Genomic DNA, 17,895 nt, shown 5'->3' with positions numbered 1-17,895 from the left:
GCGGGGTTCGGCGCCGGAGCGGGCGCCGGAGCCGCTGCCTGACCGTCCTGCTCCGTCCCCTCGACCGGCGCGGTGGGCGCCGACTCGCCACCCGGCGCGGTGGCCGCACTGCCGACACCGGCCCCGAAGACCTGGTCCAGCACCGAGGCGAGAGTGGGGGCGTAGCCGATGCGCACGCCGCCGGCAGGGCCGGGCTCGCGATAGCTGACGATCACCCGGGACAGCTGCGGGAACGTCGACGTGCTCCCCGTCGCCGAACTGCGTTCCGTGTACATCGGCTGGACGTAGAGGATCCCGCCCTGGGCGATGGGCAACGTCAGCAGGTTGCCGTACTGGATCCGGTTGGATCTCTCGAGCAGGGTCCGCTCCGACGCGACGCGCGTGTCGGAGATCATCGCGTTCTGCGTCTGTTCGGGACCGAACGTCTGGGTGTCGGTCGGCAGCCGCAGGATCGTGAACCTGCCGTAGTTGTCCGGGTCCGAGTCCACCGAGATGTACGCGGACAGGAACTGCCGGTTGAAGCCCACCATCGCCGAGGTGAGCCGGAACGACGGGCGGGCCGTCTCCTCGTCACCGATCAGCACGTAGTACGGCGGCTGGTTCGCGGTCGTGTCCACCGTCGGATCGCTCGGCACCGACCAGAACGCGTTGTTGGTGAAGAACTCGCGCGGGTCGTCCACGTGATACTTCGCGAGCATCTCCCGCTGCACCTTGAACAGGTCCTCCGGGTACCGGAAGTGCGAGCGGAGCTCGTCGGAGATCTGATCCTGCGGGGTCACCGCATCGGGGAAGACACCCATCCACGCCTTCAGGACCGGGTCCTGGTCGTCGACCTGGTAGAGGGTCACGGTGCCGTCGTACGCGTCGACCGTCGCCTTCACCGAGTTCCGGATGTAGGAGACCTCCTTGCGGGGCAGCAGCCGGCCGGTGTTCTGGTCGACGCTGTCCTCGACGAGCCCTTCGAGGGAACTGCGCTGCGCGTACGGGTAGTTGTCGAGCGTGGTGTAGGCGTCGACGATCCACACGATGCGCCCGTCGACCGCGGCGGGATAGGCGTCGCCGTCGGCGGTGAGCCACGGCGCGACCTTCGTCACCCGGTCCCGCGGGTCGCGGTTGAACAGCAGCTTCGACTCGCTGCCGATGGCGCTCGAGAACAGGATGTTGCGTTCGGCGTACTTGGACGCGAACGCGAGCCGGTTGAACCAGTTGCCGATCGAGACGCCACCCGAGCCGGTGTAGGTGTACTGCGCGGTGTCGGTGTCGTACTCCCGCGGGGCCTCCCCCTCGGCGGCACCGACGATCGCGTAGTCGGGCTCCTCCTGCGCGATGACCTCACCGAAGTAGATCCGCGGCTGCTCGACCGGAATCACCTGGTTGCCCGACTCGAGCGATGCGATGTCGCTGACCATGTACACCGGGTAGCCACTGTTGCTGTTCGCGGCCTCTTCCGCGGACTCGCTGGCGGCCGCGTTCACCCGGTTGGCGGGAGCCGCGACCAGGCCGTTGCCGTGGGTGTACACCGTGTGCTTGTTGATCCAGTCGGTCTGGTTGCCCGTCAGGCTCGACGGCGACAGCTCGCGGGCGGCGACGATGTAGTCCTCGCGCTCCCCGTCGATCTCGTACCGGTCGATGTCCAGCGACGGCGGGAACCCGTAGAAGTTCTTCAGCTGCTGCTGCTGGGTGAAGGTGCGCGGCAGCACGTTGGGATCGAGCAGGCGGGTGTTGGCGATGGTGGTCACGTCCGCCGGCACGTTGCGCGGTGACGTGGTGCCCACGCCGGGGTAATCCCGGTACTCCACGATCTCGTCCGTGATGCCGTAGGCCTCACGCGTCGCCGCGATGTTGCGCTCGATGTACTCGGACTCCTTGACGGCGGCGTTCGGCCGGACGGAGAACTGCTCGACCACCAGCGGCCACACGGCCCCGACGAGGATCGACGAGAGCACGAGCAGGGCCGTCGCCATCGCCGGGATGCGCAGGTCGCGCAGCACGATGGCCGCGAAGAACGCCACCGCGCAGATGACCGCGATTGCCATCAGGATCAGCTTCGCGGGCAGCACGGCATTGATGTCGGTGAAGCCCGCGCCCGTGAAGGTGGGCTCCTTGCGCCCGCTCCACAGCAGTGCGTACCGGTCGAGCCAGTACGCGATCGCCTTGAGCGCAACGAAGATCCCGGCCAGCACGGCCAGCTGGATGCGGGCGGCGCGGGTGAGGCTGCCGCCGCGGCCGGCGAGCCGGATGCCGCCGAAGATGTAGTGGGTGACCAGGCTGGCGAAGAGCGCCAGGATGACCGCCACGAACATCCAGTTCAGCAGGAAGCGGTAGAACGGCAGGTCGAAGGCGTAGAACCCGACGTCCAGCCCGAACTGGGGGTCCGTGGTGCCGAACGAGCCGCCGTTGAAGAACATCTGCACGGTCACCCAGCTCGCCTGCGCGATCAGGCCCGACAGCAGGCCGAGCACGATCGGAATGCCGAGGCCGAACGTGCGCAGCCGGGTCATCACCGTGGTGCGATACCGCGAGATGGGGTCGTTGGGCCCGGATGCGGGCACGAACACCGGCCGCGATCGGTACGCCAGCAACAGCGCCAGCCACACCACACCGCCCACGAACAGGCTCACGAGGAGGAACAGGACGATCCGGGTCAACAGCACCTTCAGGTACACGTCACGGAAGTCGACCTCGCCGAACCACAGCCAGTTGGTGTAGGCGTCCACCAGTCGGGGACCGACCAGCAGCAGCACCGCGGCCACCACGGCCAGGCTCAGCAGGATCTTGCTGCGTTTCGACAGCGAAGGTACTCCGGTGGGGGGCCTCATGCCCACGTGCCACACTCCCAATTCTCCGGCGACGCGAACGCGCCGCAGCTGTTCACCCCGACTGTCACCCACGGCACTCGCGGTGACCGTTTCGCCCCACTCTACGGAATGAGGCGACCACCACGCCGCGCGGCGACGAGACCCGGCGACGATGCAAGGATATGTCCGTGAGCGACAGTCATCCCGTCCCGTCCGAAGACGCCCTGCGCCGGTGCGTCGGTGAGATCGTCGACTTCGTCGACGCCGGTGGCTGGGGACAGCCGCCGACGATGTTCGCGCTGGTGCCCACGGCCCTGCTGGCGGCGTCGGAACCCACCCTGCTCGACCAGCTCGACGAGGGCCACGAGTACACCCCGGTGGAGCAGGAGGCCTTCCCCGACGACGTCGAAGGCGGCAGCCCCGCCCTCGACGAGTTCCTCGCCACCACCAGCTGGCCCGAGTCCGTCGCCGGCTGCGCCCTGGTGCAGGAGATCGTGGTGCTGCCCCCGAGCGCGGAGTCGGATCTCGACGACGCGCTGGTGCCGCTGCTCGCCGATCCGCACGCCGCCGACGAGGCCGCCCGGGCCGCGGCGCACGGGCACCCGGAGCGGCGCGATGCCCGCCTGATCGCGGCGGTCCTGCGCGACGGTCCGTCGCTGTCGCTGCTGCAGCTGCGGCCCACCGACGAGGACGACCCGTTCGCCGGGATCGAGCTGCGCACCTACGACAACCTCGCGCCGAACGTGGTGTCCGCCCTGTACGCGACCCTCGAACCGGGCGACGACTAGGACCGGTCCCGCGCGACGGCCTAGCCGCAGGTGGGCGCGTCGCCGCCGGCGGCGAGGGAGCCGAGCGCGTCGATCGCGCCCTCGAGGGTCTCGACCTTGACCAGCCGCATCCCGTCGGGGGCGTCGCTCTGTGCCTCGGCGCAGTTGTCGGCGGGCACGAGGAACACCGTGGCGCCGTCCTCCGCGGCCCCGACGAGCTTGTGGGTGATGCCGCCGATCGGGCCGACGACCCCGTCGGAGTCGATGGTGCCGGTGCCTGCGACGACCTCGCCGCCGCTGAGCTCGCCGGGGCTGAGCTTGTCGACCACGGCGAGGCTGAAGATCAGCCCCGCCGACGGGCCACCGACGTCGGCGAGGTTGAACGTCACGTCGAACGGCACGTCCGGGACCTCCTCGGGGCTGATGCCGAGGAAGCCCTTGTCCGGGTCGTCGGGGCGGGCTCCCACGGTCACCGAGGCGGTCTGCTCGACCCCGTCGCGCACCAGCACGACGTCGACCGGGGTGCCGGGCGCGACGGCGGCGACGGCCCGCTGCACGCTGCCGGCGGTGGTCACCGGCTCCCCGGCGACGGTGACGAGCCGGTCGCCCTCGCGCAGCACGCCGGCGGAGGGCCCGGACTCGCCGACCCTGGCGACGCGCAGGACGACGGGCAGGTCGAGGTGGTGCAGGGCGGCGAGTTCCGCGCTGCGTTCGGACTGCTCGAACTGGGCGGCGTCCGCCTCCTTGACCTGTTCCCTGGTCGCGGTGGGCGGGTAGATCTGCTCGCGGGGGGCGATCCCGTACCGGCTGCCCAGCCACGCCGAGAGCGCCTGCGCCACGGTCAGGCGGTCGCTGACCCCGACCGTGGTCATCACGAGCTCGCCACTGGTGGGGTCGGTGTCGGCGCCCTCGATGGCGACGACAGCCTTGCCGTCGATCTCGCCGAGGGTGTCGAACGTCGGGCCCGGACCGAGCGCCACGTACGGCACCTTCACGTTCAGCGCCACCGTCACCAGCAGCAGCGCGGGGAACAGCGCCGCCAGGATCGTCACGAGCCGTCGATTCACCCGGCCAGGGTATCCGGAGCGGCGATGTTCGCGATCAGCGTGATCGCGGGGGCCGCCACCCCGCGGTGCGCCTTGTACCGTTGACGACATGAGCGACACGCCTTTCGGATTCTCGAATCCCGACGACGACCCGGACCGCAGGAAGGACTCCGGTTCCGGCGCCGAGGGATCCGGCGCCGAGGGCGCCGGCCCGGAGGGCGCCGGGTCCCAGGGCGGCGCCACCGGCGGGTTCCCCTTCGGTTTCGGGGCCCCCGGCGCAGGCGGTGCCCCGTTCGGCGCGGGCGGCGACAACCCGTTCGGCGCGCAGGGCTTCGACCCGGCGGCGCTCGGGCAGATGCTGACACAGTTCGGTCAGATGCTCAGCGGCATGGGCAGCGCGGTGGGGTCCGGCGGTTCCGGGCCGGTCAACTACGAGGTGGCCGGCAAGCTCGCCCGCCAGCAGATCGGCTCCGTCACCCCGGTGTCGTCCGGGTCGGCGGACGCCGTCCGGGACGGGGCACATCTGGCGGAGCTGTGGCTCGACGGGGCGACGACCCTGCCCGCGGGCGCGACCCGCACCGTCGCGTGGACGCCCGTCGACTGGCTCGACAACACGCTCGAGACGTGGAAACGCCTGTGCGATCCGGTGGCCGAGCAGGTCAACGGCATGTGGATGCAGGGCCTGCCGGAAGAGGCCCGGGCGATGGCCGGGCCGATGCTCGGCATGTTCTCCCAGATGGGCGGGCTGGCGTTCGGTTCCCAGCTCGGCCAGGCCCTCGGGCAGCTCGCCAAGGAGGTCCTGACCTCGACCGACATCGGCCTGCCGCTCGGGCCCGCGGGCACGGCGGCGCTGATGCCCGCCGCGATCGAGGCGTTCGGTGAGGGACTCGAGCAGCCGGCCCAGGAAGTCCTGGTCTTCCTCGCCGCCCGGGAGGCGGCACACCAACGGCTCTACAGCCACGTGCCGTGGCTGCGCTCGCGCCTGCTGTCCACTGTGGAGGACTACGCGCGTGGCATCCGGATGGACTTCTCCGCGATCGAGGACCTCGCCCAGGGTATCGATCCCATGGCGCTGACGGATCCGTCGAAGATCGAGGAACTGCTCAAGGGTGCGGCGTTCGAGCCGCAGACCACCCCCGAGCAGAAGCAGGCCCTCGAACGCCTCGAAACGCTGCTCGCCCTGGTCGAGGGCTGGGTGGAGACCGTGGTCGCCGACGCGCTCGGCGACCGGCTGCCCGGGGTGGCCGCGCTGAGCGAGACGCTGCGCCGCCGCCGCGCGAGCGGCGGGCCCGCCGAGCAGACCTTCGCGACTCTCGTCGGTCTCGAGTTGCGGCCGCGGAAGCTGCGCGAGGCCGCGGCCCTGTGGCGCCGGCTCACCACCGATGCCGGGCCGGACGCGCGGGACAAGGTATGGGCGCACCCGGATCTGCTGCCGGACTCGTCGGACCTCGACAACCCGGCCGCGTTCCTCGACCGCGTCATCGGCGGAGAAGCGGGGGCGTTCGACGATCCGATCGCCCAGCTGCGCGAGACCGAGGCGCGCGAACGCGCCGAGCGGGAGAAGGGCGAGCCGGGCTCCGGCGAGTCCACCGATCCCGACGAATCCGCCTGAACGCACATCGGGCCAGGTAGGCGCCGGTTTTACCCTGTGGACAACCCGCCTCGGGCACAGGTGGTGCGACGGGGGTTGCTGTCAGGCTGACGGCATGACCACGGCAACGCATCCACAGTCCGGACCGGCGCTCGACCCTGCCCTCGAGGTGCTCCACCGACCGGACGGGACGGTACAACTCGGGTGGGGTCCGGACACGGCGGCCGTCCTGTCCCCCGGCGCGGGGCTCGACGCGTTCGGACTCTCGACGGTGCTGCGCCTGCTCGACGGGCGCTCGTCGCGCGAGGAGATCCTCGCCCGCACCGCGCGGGCGGGGCTGCCGGGCGCCGCCGTCACCGCCCTGCTCGACGAGCTGACCGCCCTCGGTGCGGTCCGTGATCCCGGCGTAGCCGCGCTGCAGGTCCCCCGGGTGCGGGTGCACGGGCGCGGGCCGCTGGCAGACGCGCTGGTCGCCCAACTGACGGTGTCGGGCACGCGGCTGCGCCGGTCCGCCGTCTACACCGGCGACAGCGACGTCGCCCGCTGGGACGCGCAGTGCGTGCTGCTCACCGACGCGCTGGTGCCCGACCCCGGTCTCGTCCGCGAGCTGATGCGGCACCGTGTGCCGCATCTGCCCGTACTGCTGCGCGACGGCCGCGGCATCGTCGGCCCCTTCGTCGTCCCGGGCCGCACGAGCTGCCTGCGCTGCGCCGATCTGACCCGCACGGATCTCGATCCGCACTGGCCGCAGCTGGCCGCCCAGCTGTGCGACCGCGTCGGGTGTGCGGAGCCCGCAGCGGTGCTGGCGACCGCGGCCCTCGCCCTCGGACAGCTCGACGCGATTCTCGCCGCCTCGCCGTCCACGCCGCCCGCGACGTTGGACCGGACCCTCGAGGTGGATCTGCGCAGCCATCGACTCACGTCGCGGCGCTGGTTCCGGCACCCGGACTGCGGGTGCGGAGGCACACCCGCGTGAAGCGGCGCACCGCGCCGGTCACGCAGCGGCGCACCGCGCCGGTCTGACGCCGTCAGGCATGATGGTGGGCGTGGCCGAAATCCCCCGCAGAAGCAGTTCCCGCACCGCCAAGCTCGCCAGCATCCCCCTCGGGATCGCCGGTCGCGCCGCGGTGGGATTCGGCCGGCGTCTGGCCGGAGGGGACCGCGAGGAGATCGATGCCGAGCTCGCGGCGAAGGCGGCCGAGCAGCTGTTCACGGTGCTCGGCGAGCTCAAGGGCGGAGCCATGAAGGTGGGCCAGGCGCTGAGCGTGATGGAAGCCGCGGTGCCGGAGGAGTTCGCCGAGCCGTACCGGGAGGCGCTGACGAAGCTGCAGTCGGCGGCGCCGCCGCTACCGGCCAAGGCGGTCCATCGCGTCCTCGATCAGCAGCTCGGCGCCCGCTGGCGGGAGCGCTTCGCCTCGTTCGACGACATTCCCACCGCCTCGGCGAGCATCGGCCAGGTCCACCGGGCGGTGTGGGCGGACGGCCGCGAGGTCGCGGTGAAGGTCCAGTACCCGGGCGCCGACGAGGCGCTGCGCGCCGATCTGCGCACCCTGTCGCGGTTCGCGGGACTGTTCGCGACGGTGATGCCGGGCACCGACGTGCGGGCCGTGCTCGACGAGCTGACCGCGCGCACCGAGGAGGAACTCGACTACCGGATCGAGGCCGACAACCAGCGGACGTTCGCCAGGGTGTTCGCCGACGATCCCCGGTTCGTCGTGCCGCGGGTCGTCGCCAGCTCCCCGAAGGTCTTTGTCACCGAATGGCTCACGGCGACACCGCTTTCCATGATCATCGCCGAGGGAACCCGCGAGCAGCGCAACCGGGCCGGGGCGCTGCTGGCCGAGTTCCACTTCGCGTCCCCGGCACAGGTGGGGCTGCTGCACTGCGATCCGCACCCGGGCAACTTCATGCTGCTCGACGACGGCCGGCTCGGCGTCATCGACTTCGGTGCCACGGCCGCGATGCCGAACGGGTTGCCGCCGGTGCTGGGCCGGATGGTGCGGCTGGCCCTCGAGGAGCGCTTCGACGAGCTGACCACGCTGCTCTACGAGAACCGGTTCGTCCTGCCGGGCCGGGAGGTCACCGAGCAGGAGATCGCGGACTACCTGCGCCCGTTCACGGATCCGATCCACACGGAGTCGTTCCACTTCACCCGGGCCTGGCTGCAGAAGGCGGCGGGCACCGCCACCGACTTCTCCGGATCCAACTTCCGCACTGCGCGGGCACTGAACCTGCCGCCGGAGTACGCGAACATCGTCCGCGTACTCCTCGGCTCCGTCGGTATCTGCGCGCAACTGGACGCGCACGCGCCGTACATGCGGATCCTGTCGGCGTGGCTGCCGGGATTCACCGATCCGGTGGACTGACCTCCCGGCAGCCGGTCCGGCCTAGGCGCACACCAGTTCCTTGCGGGGGCGTCCCCGCGGACGCTTGCGGGCGACGACGACACCCCGTTCGAAGATCTCGCCGCCCCACACGCCCCACGGCTCGGCACGGTCGAGTGCCGCGGCGAGGCAGTGGGCGCGGATCGGGCACCGGCCGCACAGCGCCTTGGCTCGCTCCAGTTCGGTCGGTGATTCGGCGAACCACAGGTCCGGATCGCCGTCGCGGCAAGGCAACTCGCGCACGCGCGTCGTATGGTCGACGTCGAGCGTTGCGGTCTGCACGATGGATGTCTCCTCTGTCTGGTTCGGATGCGATGCGCGAACCGGGCAGAAGACGAAGAAGGCCACGGTCCGCTGGGCGGTGTCCGTGGCCGGAAGGCGAATGAAGATTACCGGGGTGAACCTCGGTGGCTTCGGGGCACGGACGAAGGGGCGGCTGCTCGCACGCGGGCGACGCGCGGAGTGCACGCGCCGGCGGCGACGGGGGCGCCGGCGACGGGGGCGGCGACCACCACTGCAGCTGCATCGAAGCCGAGCATCGGGGCCACCTCCTTCGTCGTCCGCGCACGGGCCTTTCCCGTGACATCGACCTCCAGCCTAGGAACTCGGCCGTCGATCGCACAACCCATTTTCTACCTGCGGTTTTACCGCAGCTTTGCGAACCGCTACAGATCGAGGGTATCGGGCGCGCGTTCACCGCGCACGACGGCGAGCACGTCCGCGCCGAACTGCTCGAGTTTCTTCGCCCCGATGCCGGGGATGGCGACGAGGGCACGGTCGTCGCCCGGCCGCTGCTCAGCGATCGCGATGAGCGTGTTGTCGCTGAACACCACGTAGGCGGGGACCTTCATCTCCTTGGAACGTTCCCGGCGCCAGTCCTTCAGCGCCATCAGCAGCGATTCGTCCAGGTCCGACGGGCAGCCCTCGCAGCGCCCGAGCATGGTCGCGGACGACCCCATCAGAGGTTTTCCGCACACGCGGCACTGCGGCCGCTTACGTTTCGGCGACGCGGGGGCCGCGATCCGGGAGGCCGGCGAGTCGTCGGGGATCAGACCGTGCAGGAACCGGGACCGCCGCCGCGACCGGCGGCCGCCTTCGGTGCGCGAGAGCGCCCAGGACAGTTGCAGGTGCACGCGGGCGCGGGTGACCCCGACGTACAGCAGGCGGCGCTCCTCCTCGATGCCGGCCTCGTCGGGCGGCGTGGAGCTGTCGCCGACGACGTGCACGATGGGCAGGGTCCCGTCGGTGAGGCCGACGAGGAAGACCGCGTCCCATTCCAGGCCCTTGGCCGCGTGCAGCGACGCGAGCGTCACGCCCTGCACCGTCGGCGGGTGCCGCGCCTCGGCCCGCGCCGCCAGGTCACGCAGCAGACCGTCGAGATCGAGGTCGGGCTCGTGCCCGAGGAGCTCCTCGGTCAGCTGCACGAGCGCCCGCAGCGATTCCCACCGTTCACGGGCCTGCGCACCGGCAGGCTCGGCCTCGGTCAGGCCGAGCGGGGCGAGCACCGCCCGCACCAGCGTGACGAGGGCGGCGCCGCGATCGGCGCCCTCGGGCAGGTCGTCGCGGCCGTGGGCCTGCCGCAGCGCGCCGACCGCCTGGCGCACCTCGGCGCGGGTGAAGAAGCCCTCGCCGCCGCGGACCTGATACGGGATACCGGCCTCGGTGAACGCCTGCTCGTAGGCCTCCGACTGGGCATTGATGCGGTAGAGCACCGCGATCTCGGCGGCGGGCACCCCCGATCCCAGTAGCTTCGCGATCGACTTGGCCACGGCCTGCGCCTCGGCGGGCTCGTCGTCGTACTCGGCGAACGCCGGCTCGGGTCCGGGCGGGCGCTGGCCGACGAGCTGGAGGCGGGTCCCGGCGATGCGGCCGCGTGCCGCACCGATGACCCGGTTGGCGAGGGACACCACCTGCGGCGTGGAACGGTAGTCGCGTTCGAGCCGGACCACGGTGGCGTCCGGGAATCGGCGGGAGAAGTCGAGCAGATACTGCGGGGTGGCACCGGTGAACGAGTAGATCGTCTGATTCGCGTCGCCGACGACGGTGAGGTCGTCGCGGTCGCCGAGCCACGCGTCGAGCACGCGCTGCTGCAGGGGCGTGACGTCCTGGTACTCGTCGACGACGAAGCAGCGGTAACGGTCGCGGAACTCCTCGGCGACGGCGGTGTGCTCCTCGAGCGCGGCGGCCGTGTGCAGCAGCAGGTCGTCGAAGTCGAGGAAGATACCGTCGTCGCGCACCTTGAGGGACTCGTAGCCGGCGTAGACGGCAGCCACCCGTCCGGCGTCGGCGGGGGGCTCACGCCGGGCCCGGGCCACCGCGGCCGGGTAGTCCTCCGGCGCGACGAGCGAACCCTTGGCCCACTCGATCTCCGAGAGCAGGTCGCGCACGGTGTCGGTGTCGGTGGCGAACCCGGCACGGTGCGCGGCCTGGGAGACGACGGCGAACTTGCGGTCGAGCAGCTGCCACGGCGTGTCGCCGACCACTCGCGGCCAGAAGTAGCGCAGCTGCCGCAGCGCGGCGGCGTGGAAGGTACGCGCCTGCACCTGCGGCCCCGAGCCGCCCACCCCGAGTTCGCGCAGCCGGCTGCGCATCTCCCCGGCGGCGCGGGCGGTGAACGTGACGGCGAGGACCTGGCCGGCCGCGACGTGTCCGTGGGACACCAGGTGCGCGATGCGGCGGGTGATGGTCCGGGTCTTTCCCGTCCCGGCACCGGCGAGGACACACACCGGGCCCCGCGGCGCGAGGACCGCCGCCGCCTGCTGGGGATCCAGGCCCTCCACCGATGCATCTGCTCGCATGGGCTCCATCATGGCAGGACGCGGTGACAGGCCTCCGGCCCACACCGACTGTGGTGGAGAACACATTTCACCGTCGCGCGGAACAGCGGGTGCCCCGGAGTTGTTGTGCGCACCGTGACTACGACCGATGCTCCCGCCCTGACGCTCTACACCACCGACTGGTGCGGCTACTGCCGCCGCCTCAAGAGCCAGCTCGACGAGCACGGCATCGGCTACGCCGAGATCGACATCGAGGCCGACCCGTCCGCCGCCGAGTTCGTCGGCAGCGTCAACGACGGAAACCACGTGGTCCCCACGGTGAAGTTCGCCGACGGCAGCACCGCGACCAATCCCCCGCTGTCCGCGGTCAAGCAGGCGCTCGGTCTCTAGCCGACGGCACCGCATCCGCCGGGAGCACCGAGGAGCTCAGGTGGTGTATCCCGGCGGGGCCGGCACGGCGTGTTCGGCTGCCCGGCTGACCTGCTCCCATGCCGCCCAGTCCCGGATGCGCTCCTGCGCGAGTCCGACCGCGGCGTCGTAGACGACGCTGCCGAGGATCAACCGTCTCGGCGGGGCGTCGCTGTCCACGGCTGCCCGGACCGCGGCCGCGGCGAGCGCCGGCTCGCTGTCGACGCCGCCGGCGGCCGACGTCGCTGCCATCTCGGCGCGCAGCGCCGCATAGTCGTCGAGCGGCGCGGTGGCGGGCATGTCCTTGTACAGGTCCGTCCAGTATCCGCCGGGTTCGACGATCGTCACGGCGACCCCGAAGTGTGCAGCCTCGGCAGCGACCGCCTCGCTCAGTCCTTCCAGTGCGAACTTGCTGGCGCTGTACAACCCGGTGGTGGGAAATGCCGCGATCCCCGCAACACTGGAGATCTGCAGCAGGCGGCCCGGGCGCCGGCGCAGAGCCGGCAACACCGCCTGCGTGACCCACAGCGCTCCGAAGAAGTTGGTCTCCATCTGAGCGCGTGCCTGCTCCTCGGTGAACTCCTCGACGAAGCCCGTCCACATCGTCCCGGCGTTGTTGACGACGACATCGAGGCGCCCGAAGTGGTCGACAACCCGATCGACCGCCGCGAACACCGCCGACCGGTCGGTCACGTCGACGTCGACGGTGAGCACCCGCTCGTCGTCCCGGAACTCGGGCACGGCGGTTGCGGTGCGGGCAAGAGCGGCCACCCGGTCTCCTGCGGTGAGCGCCTCCCGGGTGAACGCTCGGCCTAGCCCTCGGCTTGCCCCCGTGACCAGCCATATCCGCTGCTCGACCACACCGGCGCCTCCTCGAATCTAGACGAGACGGATCGTCTCGACATGCGAGTATGCGACCCTCGTTCCCTCTTGTCAAGACGGTCCGTCTCGTCTCGGTTTGGCTATGCTGGGTTCCATGCCGCCGAGAACCACCCGCCGCAGCGACGCCGCTCGGACAGCGATCCTGACCGCCGCGGTGGAGTTGGTCGGTGAAGTGGGCTACAGCAAGTCGAGCATCGAGGCGATCGCTGCCCGAGCCGGCGTCGGGAAACAGACCATCTACCGGTGGTGGTCGTCGAAGGGATCGGTGCTGCTCGACGCCTACCTCAACGCAAACGTGGGCGGCGAACCGGAGGACCCGCAGGGTCTACCGAACACGGGCGATCTCGTCGCCGACATGAGGGCGGTGCTGCGCGCCACCGTCGACGAACTGAACGATCCCCGGTTCGAACGGCCGTTGCGCGCGCTGACCGTCGCCGTACTCGAGGACGAGTCCCTGGCCGCCGAATACTCCCGTCGTCTCGACGAGCCGACGCGGCAGATGAAGAAGGAGCGGCTGCGCGCGGCGCAGCGACAGGGTCAGCTGTCCCCCGATGTGGATCTCGACGCCGTCGTCGACACCCTCTTCGCCCCCGTCGCCCAGCGCTGGCTGCTGCGCTCCGGTCCGCTGACCTACGAATACACCGATCACCTCGTCGAGACCGTGCTCACCGGTCTGCCGAGGCCGGGGTCCTGACCGGTTCAGTTCCCCCGGACCCAGCCCTCCAGCATGCCCCGGGCGATCGAGATCGATCCCGGCAGCAACAACGGGGCGTCGGCCGGGGAGGCCCAGTCGCCGAGCGCCAGCGCGGCCCGCACCTCGTCGCGGGTGAACCAACGGGCCTCGGCGATCTCCCCGTCGAGGAAGGCCAGCGGATGCTCCGGATCGGCGACGGCGGAGAACCCGATCATCACCGACCGCGGGAACGGCCACGGCTGGCTGCCGAGGTACCGCACGTCTCGCACGTCGACGCCGACCTCCTCGCGGATCTCCCGCACGACGCAGGACTCGAGCGACTCCCCCGCCTCGACGAACCCGGCGAGCACGGAGAACCGTCGCTCCGGCCACACCGGCTGTCGCGCCAGCAGGACCCGGTCCGCGCCGTCGTGCACGAGACAGATGATCGCCGGGTCGGTACGCGGGAACTCCTCGTGACCGGTGCTGGTGCTGATCCTCGACCAGCCGGACAGGGTCGGCTCGGTCGGCGCTCCGTCCAGTGAACTGAAGCCCGCGTTGTCGTGCCAGTTGAGCAGGGCCACCGCGGTCACCATCAGACCCGCGTCGGCGTCGTCGAGCCGCTCCCCGACCCGGCGCAGGTCGGCGACCGTTCCGGTCTGCGCGAGCACCCGGATCGCCCACACGTGCCGGTCGCCGCGCACACCGAGGAACACCGCGCCGGGAACCGGCTCGGGTCCCAGCTCCACCGCCGCGGCGAACACCAGGGCGTCGCCGTCCACCGGCACCTGCCCGCGACGATCGACCCGCAGCAGATGGGCCCGGGACCAACCGTCGTGCAGGGCCGCGGCGTCGCCCCGCAACTCCTCGGCGCGGTCGACGACCGCACGGGAGAGCAGGGGGGTGTCGGACAGCTGGAAACGGCTCACGACTGCACCCTAGCGGCGGCGCGGGCTCAGCCCGACACCCGCCGGATGTAGAGCAGCTTGTCGTCCGCCTCCACGGCGTCGACCTCGGGGGACCCCACGCGCAGCAGGCGGCCGTCGCGCACGACTCCGAGCACGATGTCGGACAGGTGCCGGGGCGATCCACCCACTTCGTTCGGTTCGACGTCGCGTTCGGCGATCGCGAATCCCGCCTCGGGGGTGAGCAGATCCTCGATCATCTCCACGACGCTCGGCGTCGTGGTGGCGATGCCGAGCAACCGGCCCGCAGTCTCCGACGAGATGACCACCGAGTCCGCGCCCGATTGACGCAGCAGATGCGTGTTCTCCGATTCGCGGATGGCCGCGACGATCTTCGCCCTCGGGGCGATCTCGCGGGCGCTGAGCGTGACGAGCACCGCGGTGTCGTCGCGGTTGGCGGCGACGATGATCGCGGCGGCGTGCTGAACGCCCGCCAGGCGCAGCACATCCGACTTCGTCGCCGAGCCCTGTACCGTCACCAGCCCCTGCCCGGCGGCGGTCTCGAGTACCACCGGATCGGTGTCGACGACGACGATGTCCGACGGCGGAACCCCGTCGCCCAGCATCGCATCCACCGCGGTACGGCCCTTGGTGCCGTATCCGACGACGACGGTGTGATTACGCACGCGGCGCCTCCAACGCTGAATCTTGAACGCCTGGCGCGAACTCTCGGTCAGTGCCGAGAGCGTCGTACCGACCAGGACGATGAGGAAGAAAATCCGCAACGGCGTGACGACCAGGACGTTGATCAGTCTCGCCTCGGGTGTGAACGGGGTGATGTCGCCGTAGCCGGTGGTCGACAGCGAGACGGTCGCGTAGTAGATGCAGTCCAGCAGCGACAGTGCGTCGCCCTGGGCGTCGCGGTAGCCGTCCCGGTCGAGGTAGACCACCAGCACGGCGAATGTCAACGCCACCACCGCATATCCGACGCGGCGAGTGATGGCCCGGCTCGGGCTCGTCTGCAGCTGCGGCACCCGCAGGATGCCCACCAGCGCGAAGTCCGGGCGCTCGGTGAGCACGTCGGAACGGCTGAAGCGGGCACGCAACCTACCCGGCATGGCGGCGCTCCCGCGGTGTTCTCGGCTCCGGTGACGCGGTCACCGACGTTCTCGTTGCTGACATCGGCTCGCAGCCTACGCGTCGGCCGCTAGTGTGGCGCGCATGTCCACACTCCCGTCCCAGCGCGCGGCGCTGCGGCTGTCCGCGCTCCTCCTCGGAGCGGGCGCGGCGCACTTCGCCTCCCCCCGGCCGTTCGACCGGATCGTGCCGACGGCGCTGCCGGGCTCGCCACGCACCTATACCTACGTCTCCGGGGTGGCCGAGCTGACCGCCGGGACGGCGCTTGCGATTCCGCGGACCCGGCGGCTCGGCGGGACGCTGGCCGCGGCCCTGCTGATCGCGGTGTTCCCCGCCAACGTGCAGATGGCCGTGACATGGCTGCGCAGCGAGCGGCTCTCCCCGGCCGCGAAGGCGGTCGCGGTGGCCCGGCTGCCGCTGCAGGTGCCCCTGATCGCCCAGGCTCTCACGGCGCGGCGCAACGCCCCGCGCCGCTGACCGCCGCTATCGCTCGCCGGCCGACGGGCGGTCCGCGCCGGCGCTGCGCACCAACCGGTCCAGCCGCTCGGCGCCGGGCAGGTCCTCCGGCGCGATGGTCCGCCCGGTGCGCACGTAGTGGAATGCGGCCCGCACCTTGTCGAGAGGCGGCACGGCCGGTCGGCCCGTCGCGCGGAACGTGCGGGCGGCCATCAGCTGCGCCCAGGCCAGTCGGTACGCGGCCAGCTGCATCGCCACCGCCTCGAGCCGGTCCTCGTCGGGCTCGGCGCCGGTCTTCCAGTCGATGACCGTCCAGCCGCCGTCCGGGTCCTCGAACACCGCGTCGATCCGGCCACGGATCACCACCCCGGCCAGCGACGTCTCGAACGGAACCTCCACCTCCACCGGGCTGCGCTGCGCCCACCGCGAGCGCAGGAACGCCTCCTGGAGCCGGTCGAGTTCGGTCTCGTCGCCGCCGGCGTCGTCCGCGCCGGGCAGTTCGTCGAGGTCGAGCAGCCGCGTGGCGCCGTATCGCCGTTCGAGCCAGGCGTGGAAGGCGGTGCCGCGGCGCGCCAGCGGATTCGGCCGGAACGGCAACGGACGGCGCAGCCGCGCCGCCAGCGCGGCCGGGTCCGCGGCCAGATCCACCAGCTGGCTCACCGACATCTGGGCGGGCAGCATCACCTCGGCACGCTGCTCGGCGCGCCGGGCCCGCTCGGCGAGCAGCGCGTCGACGTCCGCGGCCCAGTCGTCGGGGTCGTCGTCCGGGGTCGCCGGGGGTTCGGGTTCGGGCTCCTCGAGCATCGCGAGGACCAGGGCCGCGCCCTGCTCGACGAAGGGACGCCGCACCCCGAGGGGATCGCGCGGCCACACGGCGGTGTGTGGATCCGCGGTCATCGGGTTCTCGGTGCCCGGCTCCGGCGCCGGGGCCCAGGTCTCGATGCGGCCGAGCCCGGGTCGCGCCGCCACCAGCTCGTGCAGTTCGGACAGGAACGGGGACGGTCCCTTCGGGTCCGTTCCGGACTCGGCCCAGTGGTGCCCGGAGACGAACAGGGCCCGCTCCGTGCGGGTGAGCGCGACGTAGAACAGGCGCCGGTCCTCGTCCAGTTTCCGGCGCTTGAGGGCGTCCTTGTGCGTGTCGATGCAGTTCTCGAGCGATTTGCGGTCGTAGACCTCGTCGAGATCGAGGACGGGGACGCCGTCGCTGTTCTCGTCAGGCAGCGCCCGGTCGCCGCGCAGCGACGGCGGCAGTTCCCCGAGGGCGCCGAGCCATGTGCTGCCGGCCGTCGACGAGGGGAACACCCCGGCGGTCAGGTGCGGGACCGCCACCACCTCCCATTCGAGGCCCTTGGCCGAGTGCACGGTCAGCACCTGCACCCGTTCGGTGGCGACCTGCACCTCGCCCGGAGCGAGTCCGCCCTCGATCGCCTCGGCGGCGGAGAGGTAGGCGAGCAGGCCGGTCAGCGTCGCCGAACCGCGGCTCGCGTACCCGGCGACCACGTCCGCGAAGGCGTCGAGGTTCTCCCGGCCGACACCGCCGTCGCTGCCCGCGCGGGCCTGCGCCTCGATGCCGATGCCGAGAACCCGCTCCACCTCGGCGACGAGCTCCGTCAGCGGCTGGCCCAGCCGCTCCCGCAGGGACGCCAGCTCCTTGCCCAGCGCGACGATGCGCGCGTAACCGAACTCCGAATACCGATGCGGCGGACCGGGATCGGAGAGTGCGTCGGCGATCCCGGCCTGTTCGGACTGCTCGCCCGGCAGGGCGCTGTCGAGCGCCTCGGCGAGGGCGGCCGAGTCGCTGACCGTGCCGGCGACGCCGAAGCGGCCGCCGATGGCGAGTTCGCCGGCCCGGCGCCACAGCGCCTTCAGGTCGGCGGCGCCGAGCTGCCAGCGGGCACCGGTCAGCACCCGCACGGCCGCGCTACCGGCCGTGGGGTCCGCGGCCAGCCGCAGCATCGCGATCACGTCCGCCACCTCGGGGGTGTGCAGCAGGCCGCCGAGACCGACCACCTCGACGGGCAGGCCGTGGGCTCGCAGCGCCTCCGCGATCGGCGCGGCGTCGGCGTTGCGG

The 17,895-nt window shown here is 71.6% G+C and carries 15 protein-coding genes; 7 read left to right on the top strand and 8 right to left on the bottom strand.

What is annotated here, in order from left to right:
- Nucleotides 1–2,825, bottom strand: a 2,825-nt coding sequence (locus CQZ88_RS23885) for a UPF0182 family protein (RefSeq protein ID WP_258008754.1), incomplete at its 3' end; no start/stop codon positions are given.
- A gap of 155 nt (nucleotides 2,826–2,980) precedes the next feature.
- On the opposite strand from CQZ88_RS23885, the gene CQZ88_RS23880 reads away from it, so the two are divergent.
- The gene (locus CQZ88_RS23880; protein WP_044476283.1) at nucleotides 2,981–3,586 is read left to right on the top strand and encodes a PPA1309 family protein; all 606 of its coding nucleotides are present in this window, start codon (nucleotides 2,981–2,983) and stop codon (nucleotides 3,584–3,586) included.
- 20 nt (nucleotides 3,587–3,606) lie between these two features.
- Here CQZ88_RS23880 and CQZ88_RS23875 read toward each other — a convergent pair whose 3' ends face one another.
- Nucleotides 3,607–4,632 carry a PDZ domain-containing protein gene (locus CQZ88_RS23875; RefSeq protein ID WP_029544543.1) on the bottom strand — a complete coding sequence of 342 codons (1,026 nt, stop codon included), beginning with the start codon at nucleotides 4,630–4,632 and terminating at the stop codon, nucleotides 3,607–3,609.
- Nucleotides 4,633–4,720: 88 nt separating this feature from the next.
- Here CQZ88_RS23875 and CQZ88_RS23870 point away from each other — a divergent pair, with 88 nt between their 5' ends.
- The 3 genes from CQZ88_RS23870 (at nucleotide 4,721) to CQZ88_RS23860 (ending at nucleotide 8,568) form a co-directional block, all read left to right on the top strand.
- Nucleotides 4,721–6,223, top strand: a complete 1,503-nt coding sequence (locus CQZ88_RS23870; RefSeq protein ID WP_102800408.1) for a zinc-dependent metalloprotease — start codon at nucleotides 4,721–4,723, stop codon at nucleotides 6,221–6,223.
- 94 nt (nucleotides 6,224–6,317) lie between these two features.
- On the top strand, nucleotides 6,318–7,178 hold the full coding sequence (locus tag CQZ88_RS23865; protein WP_029544547.1) for a TOMM precursor leader peptide-binding protein: 861 nt from the start codon (nucleotides 6,318–6,320) through the stop codon (nucleotides 7,176–7,178).
- A gap of 58 nt (nucleotides 7,179–7,236) precedes the next feature.
- On the top strand, nucleotides 7,237–8,568 hold the full coding sequence (locus CQZ88_RS23860; protein ID WP_029544549.1) for an AarF/ABC1/UbiB kinase family protein: 1,332 nt from the start codon (nucleotides 7,237–7,239) through the stop codon (nucleotides 8,566–8,568).
- A gap of 21 nt (nucleotides 8,569–8,589) precedes the next feature.
- On the opposite strand, the gene CQZ88_RS23855 is transcribed toward CQZ88_RS23860, so the two are convergent.
- The gene (locus CQZ88_RS23855) at nucleotides 8,590–8,868 is read right to left on the bottom strand and encodes a WhiB family transcriptional regulator (protein ID WP_043797088.1); all 279 of its coding nucleotides are present in this window, start codon (nucleotides 8,866–8,868) and stop codon (nucleotides 8,590–8,592) included.
- 383 nt (nucleotides 8,869–9,251) lie between these two features.
- Nucleotides 9,252–11,384 (bottom strand): ATP-dependent DNA helicase UvrD2, encoded by a 2,133-nt coding sequence (locus CQZ88_RS23850; protein ID WP_235431071.1) that lies wholly within the window; start codon nucleotides 11,382–11,384, stop codon nucleotides 9,252–9,254.
- Nucleotides 11,385–11,498: 114 nt separating this feature from the next.
- Here CQZ88_RS23850 and CQZ88_RS23845 point away from each other — a divergent pair, with 114 nt between their 5' ends.
- A complete protein-coding gene (locus CQZ88_RS23845; protein WP_029544555.1) occupies nucleotides 11,499–11,753 on the top strand; it encodes a mycoredoxin in 255 nt (84 codons plus the stop codon).
- Between the two features lie 36 nt (nucleotides 11,754–11,789).
- Here CQZ88_RS23845 and CQZ88_RS23840 read toward each other — a convergent pair whose 3' ends face one another.
- Nucleotides 11,790–12,632, bottom strand: coding sequence for an SDR family NAD(P)-dependent oxidoreductase (locus tag CQZ88_RS23840; protein WP_102800407.1), 843 nt, complete (start codon nucleotides 12,630–12,632; stop codon nucleotides 11,790–11,792).
- Nucleotides 12,633–12,735: 103 nt separating this feature from the next.
- Here CQZ88_RS23840 and CQZ88_RS23835 point away from each other — a divergent pair, with 103 nt between their 5' ends.
- Nucleotides 12,736–13,347, top strand: coding sequence for a TetR/AcrR family transcriptional regulator (locus tag CQZ88_RS23835; RefSeq protein WP_081705051.1), 612 nt, complete (start codon nucleotides 12,736–12,738; stop codon nucleotides 13,345–13,347).
- Between the two features lie 5 nt (nucleotides 13,348–13,352).
- Here CQZ88_RS23835 and nudC read toward each other — a convergent pair whose 3' ends face one another.
- On the bottom strand, nucleotides 13,353–14,255 hold the full coding sequence (gene nudC, locus CQZ88_RS23830; RefSeq protein ID WP_006942772.1) for an NAD(+) diphosphatase: 903 nt from the start codon (nucleotides 14,253–14,255) through the stop codon (nucleotides 13,353–13,355).
- Between the two features lie 26 nt (nucleotides 14,256–14,281).
- Nucleotides 14,282–15,349, bottom strand: a complete 1,068-nt coding sequence (locus CQZ88_RS23825) for a TrkA family potassium uptake protein (protein WP_006942770.1) — start codon at nucleotides 15,347–15,349, stop codon at nucleotides 14,282–14,284.
- Nucleotides 15,350–15,452: 103 nt separating this feature from the next.
- On the opposite strand from CQZ88_RS23825, the gene CQZ88_RS23820 reads away from it, so the two are divergent.
- Entirely contained in the window at nucleotides 15,453–15,845 is a 393-nt protein-coding gene (locus tag CQZ88_RS23820) for a MauE/DoxX family redox-associated membrane protein (RefSeq protein WP_029544562.1), read from the top strand.
- A 6-nt stretch (nucleotides 15,846–15,851) separates the two neighbouring features.
- On the opposite strand, the gene CQZ88_RS31720 is transcribed toward CQZ88_RS23820, so the two are convergent.
- The coding region (locus CQZ88_RS31720; RefSeq protein ID WP_258008753.1) for a 3'-5' exonuclease at nucleotides 15,852–17,895 on the bottom strand (2,044 nt) is incomplete at its 5' end.

It is taken from the genome of Rhodococcus sp. ENV425, assembly GCF_002887785.1.
Lineage (GTDB): Bacteria > Actinomycetota > Actinomycetes > Mycobacteriales > Mycobacteriaceae > Rhodococcus > Rhodococcus aetherivorans.
Note: the sequence above shows the minus strand (reverse complement) of the source record. Positions and strands in the feature narration are given on the sequence as shown.

Excerpts from the sequence above, each read along its gene's own strand:
- CQZ88_RS23835 (WP_081705051.1), top strand. The coding sequence starts at position 12,736 with ATGCTGGGTTCCATGCCGCCGAGAACCACCCGCCGCAGCGACGCCGCT.
- CQZ88_RS23850 (WP_235431071.1), bottom strand. The coding sequence starts at position 11,384 with ATGCGAGCAGATGCATCGGTGGAGGGCCTGGATCCCCAGCAGGCGGCG.
- CQZ88_RS23860 (WP_029544549.1), top strand. The coding sequence starts at position 7,237 with ATGATGGTGGGCGTGGCCGAAATCCCCCGCAGAAGCAGTTCCCGCACC.
- CQZ88_RS23865 (WP_029544547.1), top strand. The coding sequence starts at position 6,318 with ATGACCACGGCAACGCATCCACAGTCCGGACCGGCGCTCGACCCTGCC.
- CQZ88_RS23820 (WP_029544562.1), top strand. The coding sequence starts at position 15,453 with ATGTCCACACTCCCGTCCCAGCGCGCGGCGCTGCGGCTGTCCGCGCTC.
- CQZ88_RS23880 (WP_044476283.1), top strand. The coding sequence starts at position 2,981 with ATGTCCGTGAGCGACAGTCATCCCGTCCCGTCCGAAGACGCCCTGCGC.
- CQZ88_RS23825 (WP_006942770.1), bottom strand. The coding sequence starts at position 15,349 with ATGCCGGGTAGGTTGCGTGCCCGCTTCAGCCGTTCCGACGTGCTCACC.
- CQZ88_RS23870 (WP_102800408.1), top strand. The coding sequence starts at position 4,721 with ATGAGCGACACGCCTTTCGGATTCTCGAATCCCGACGACGACCCGGAC.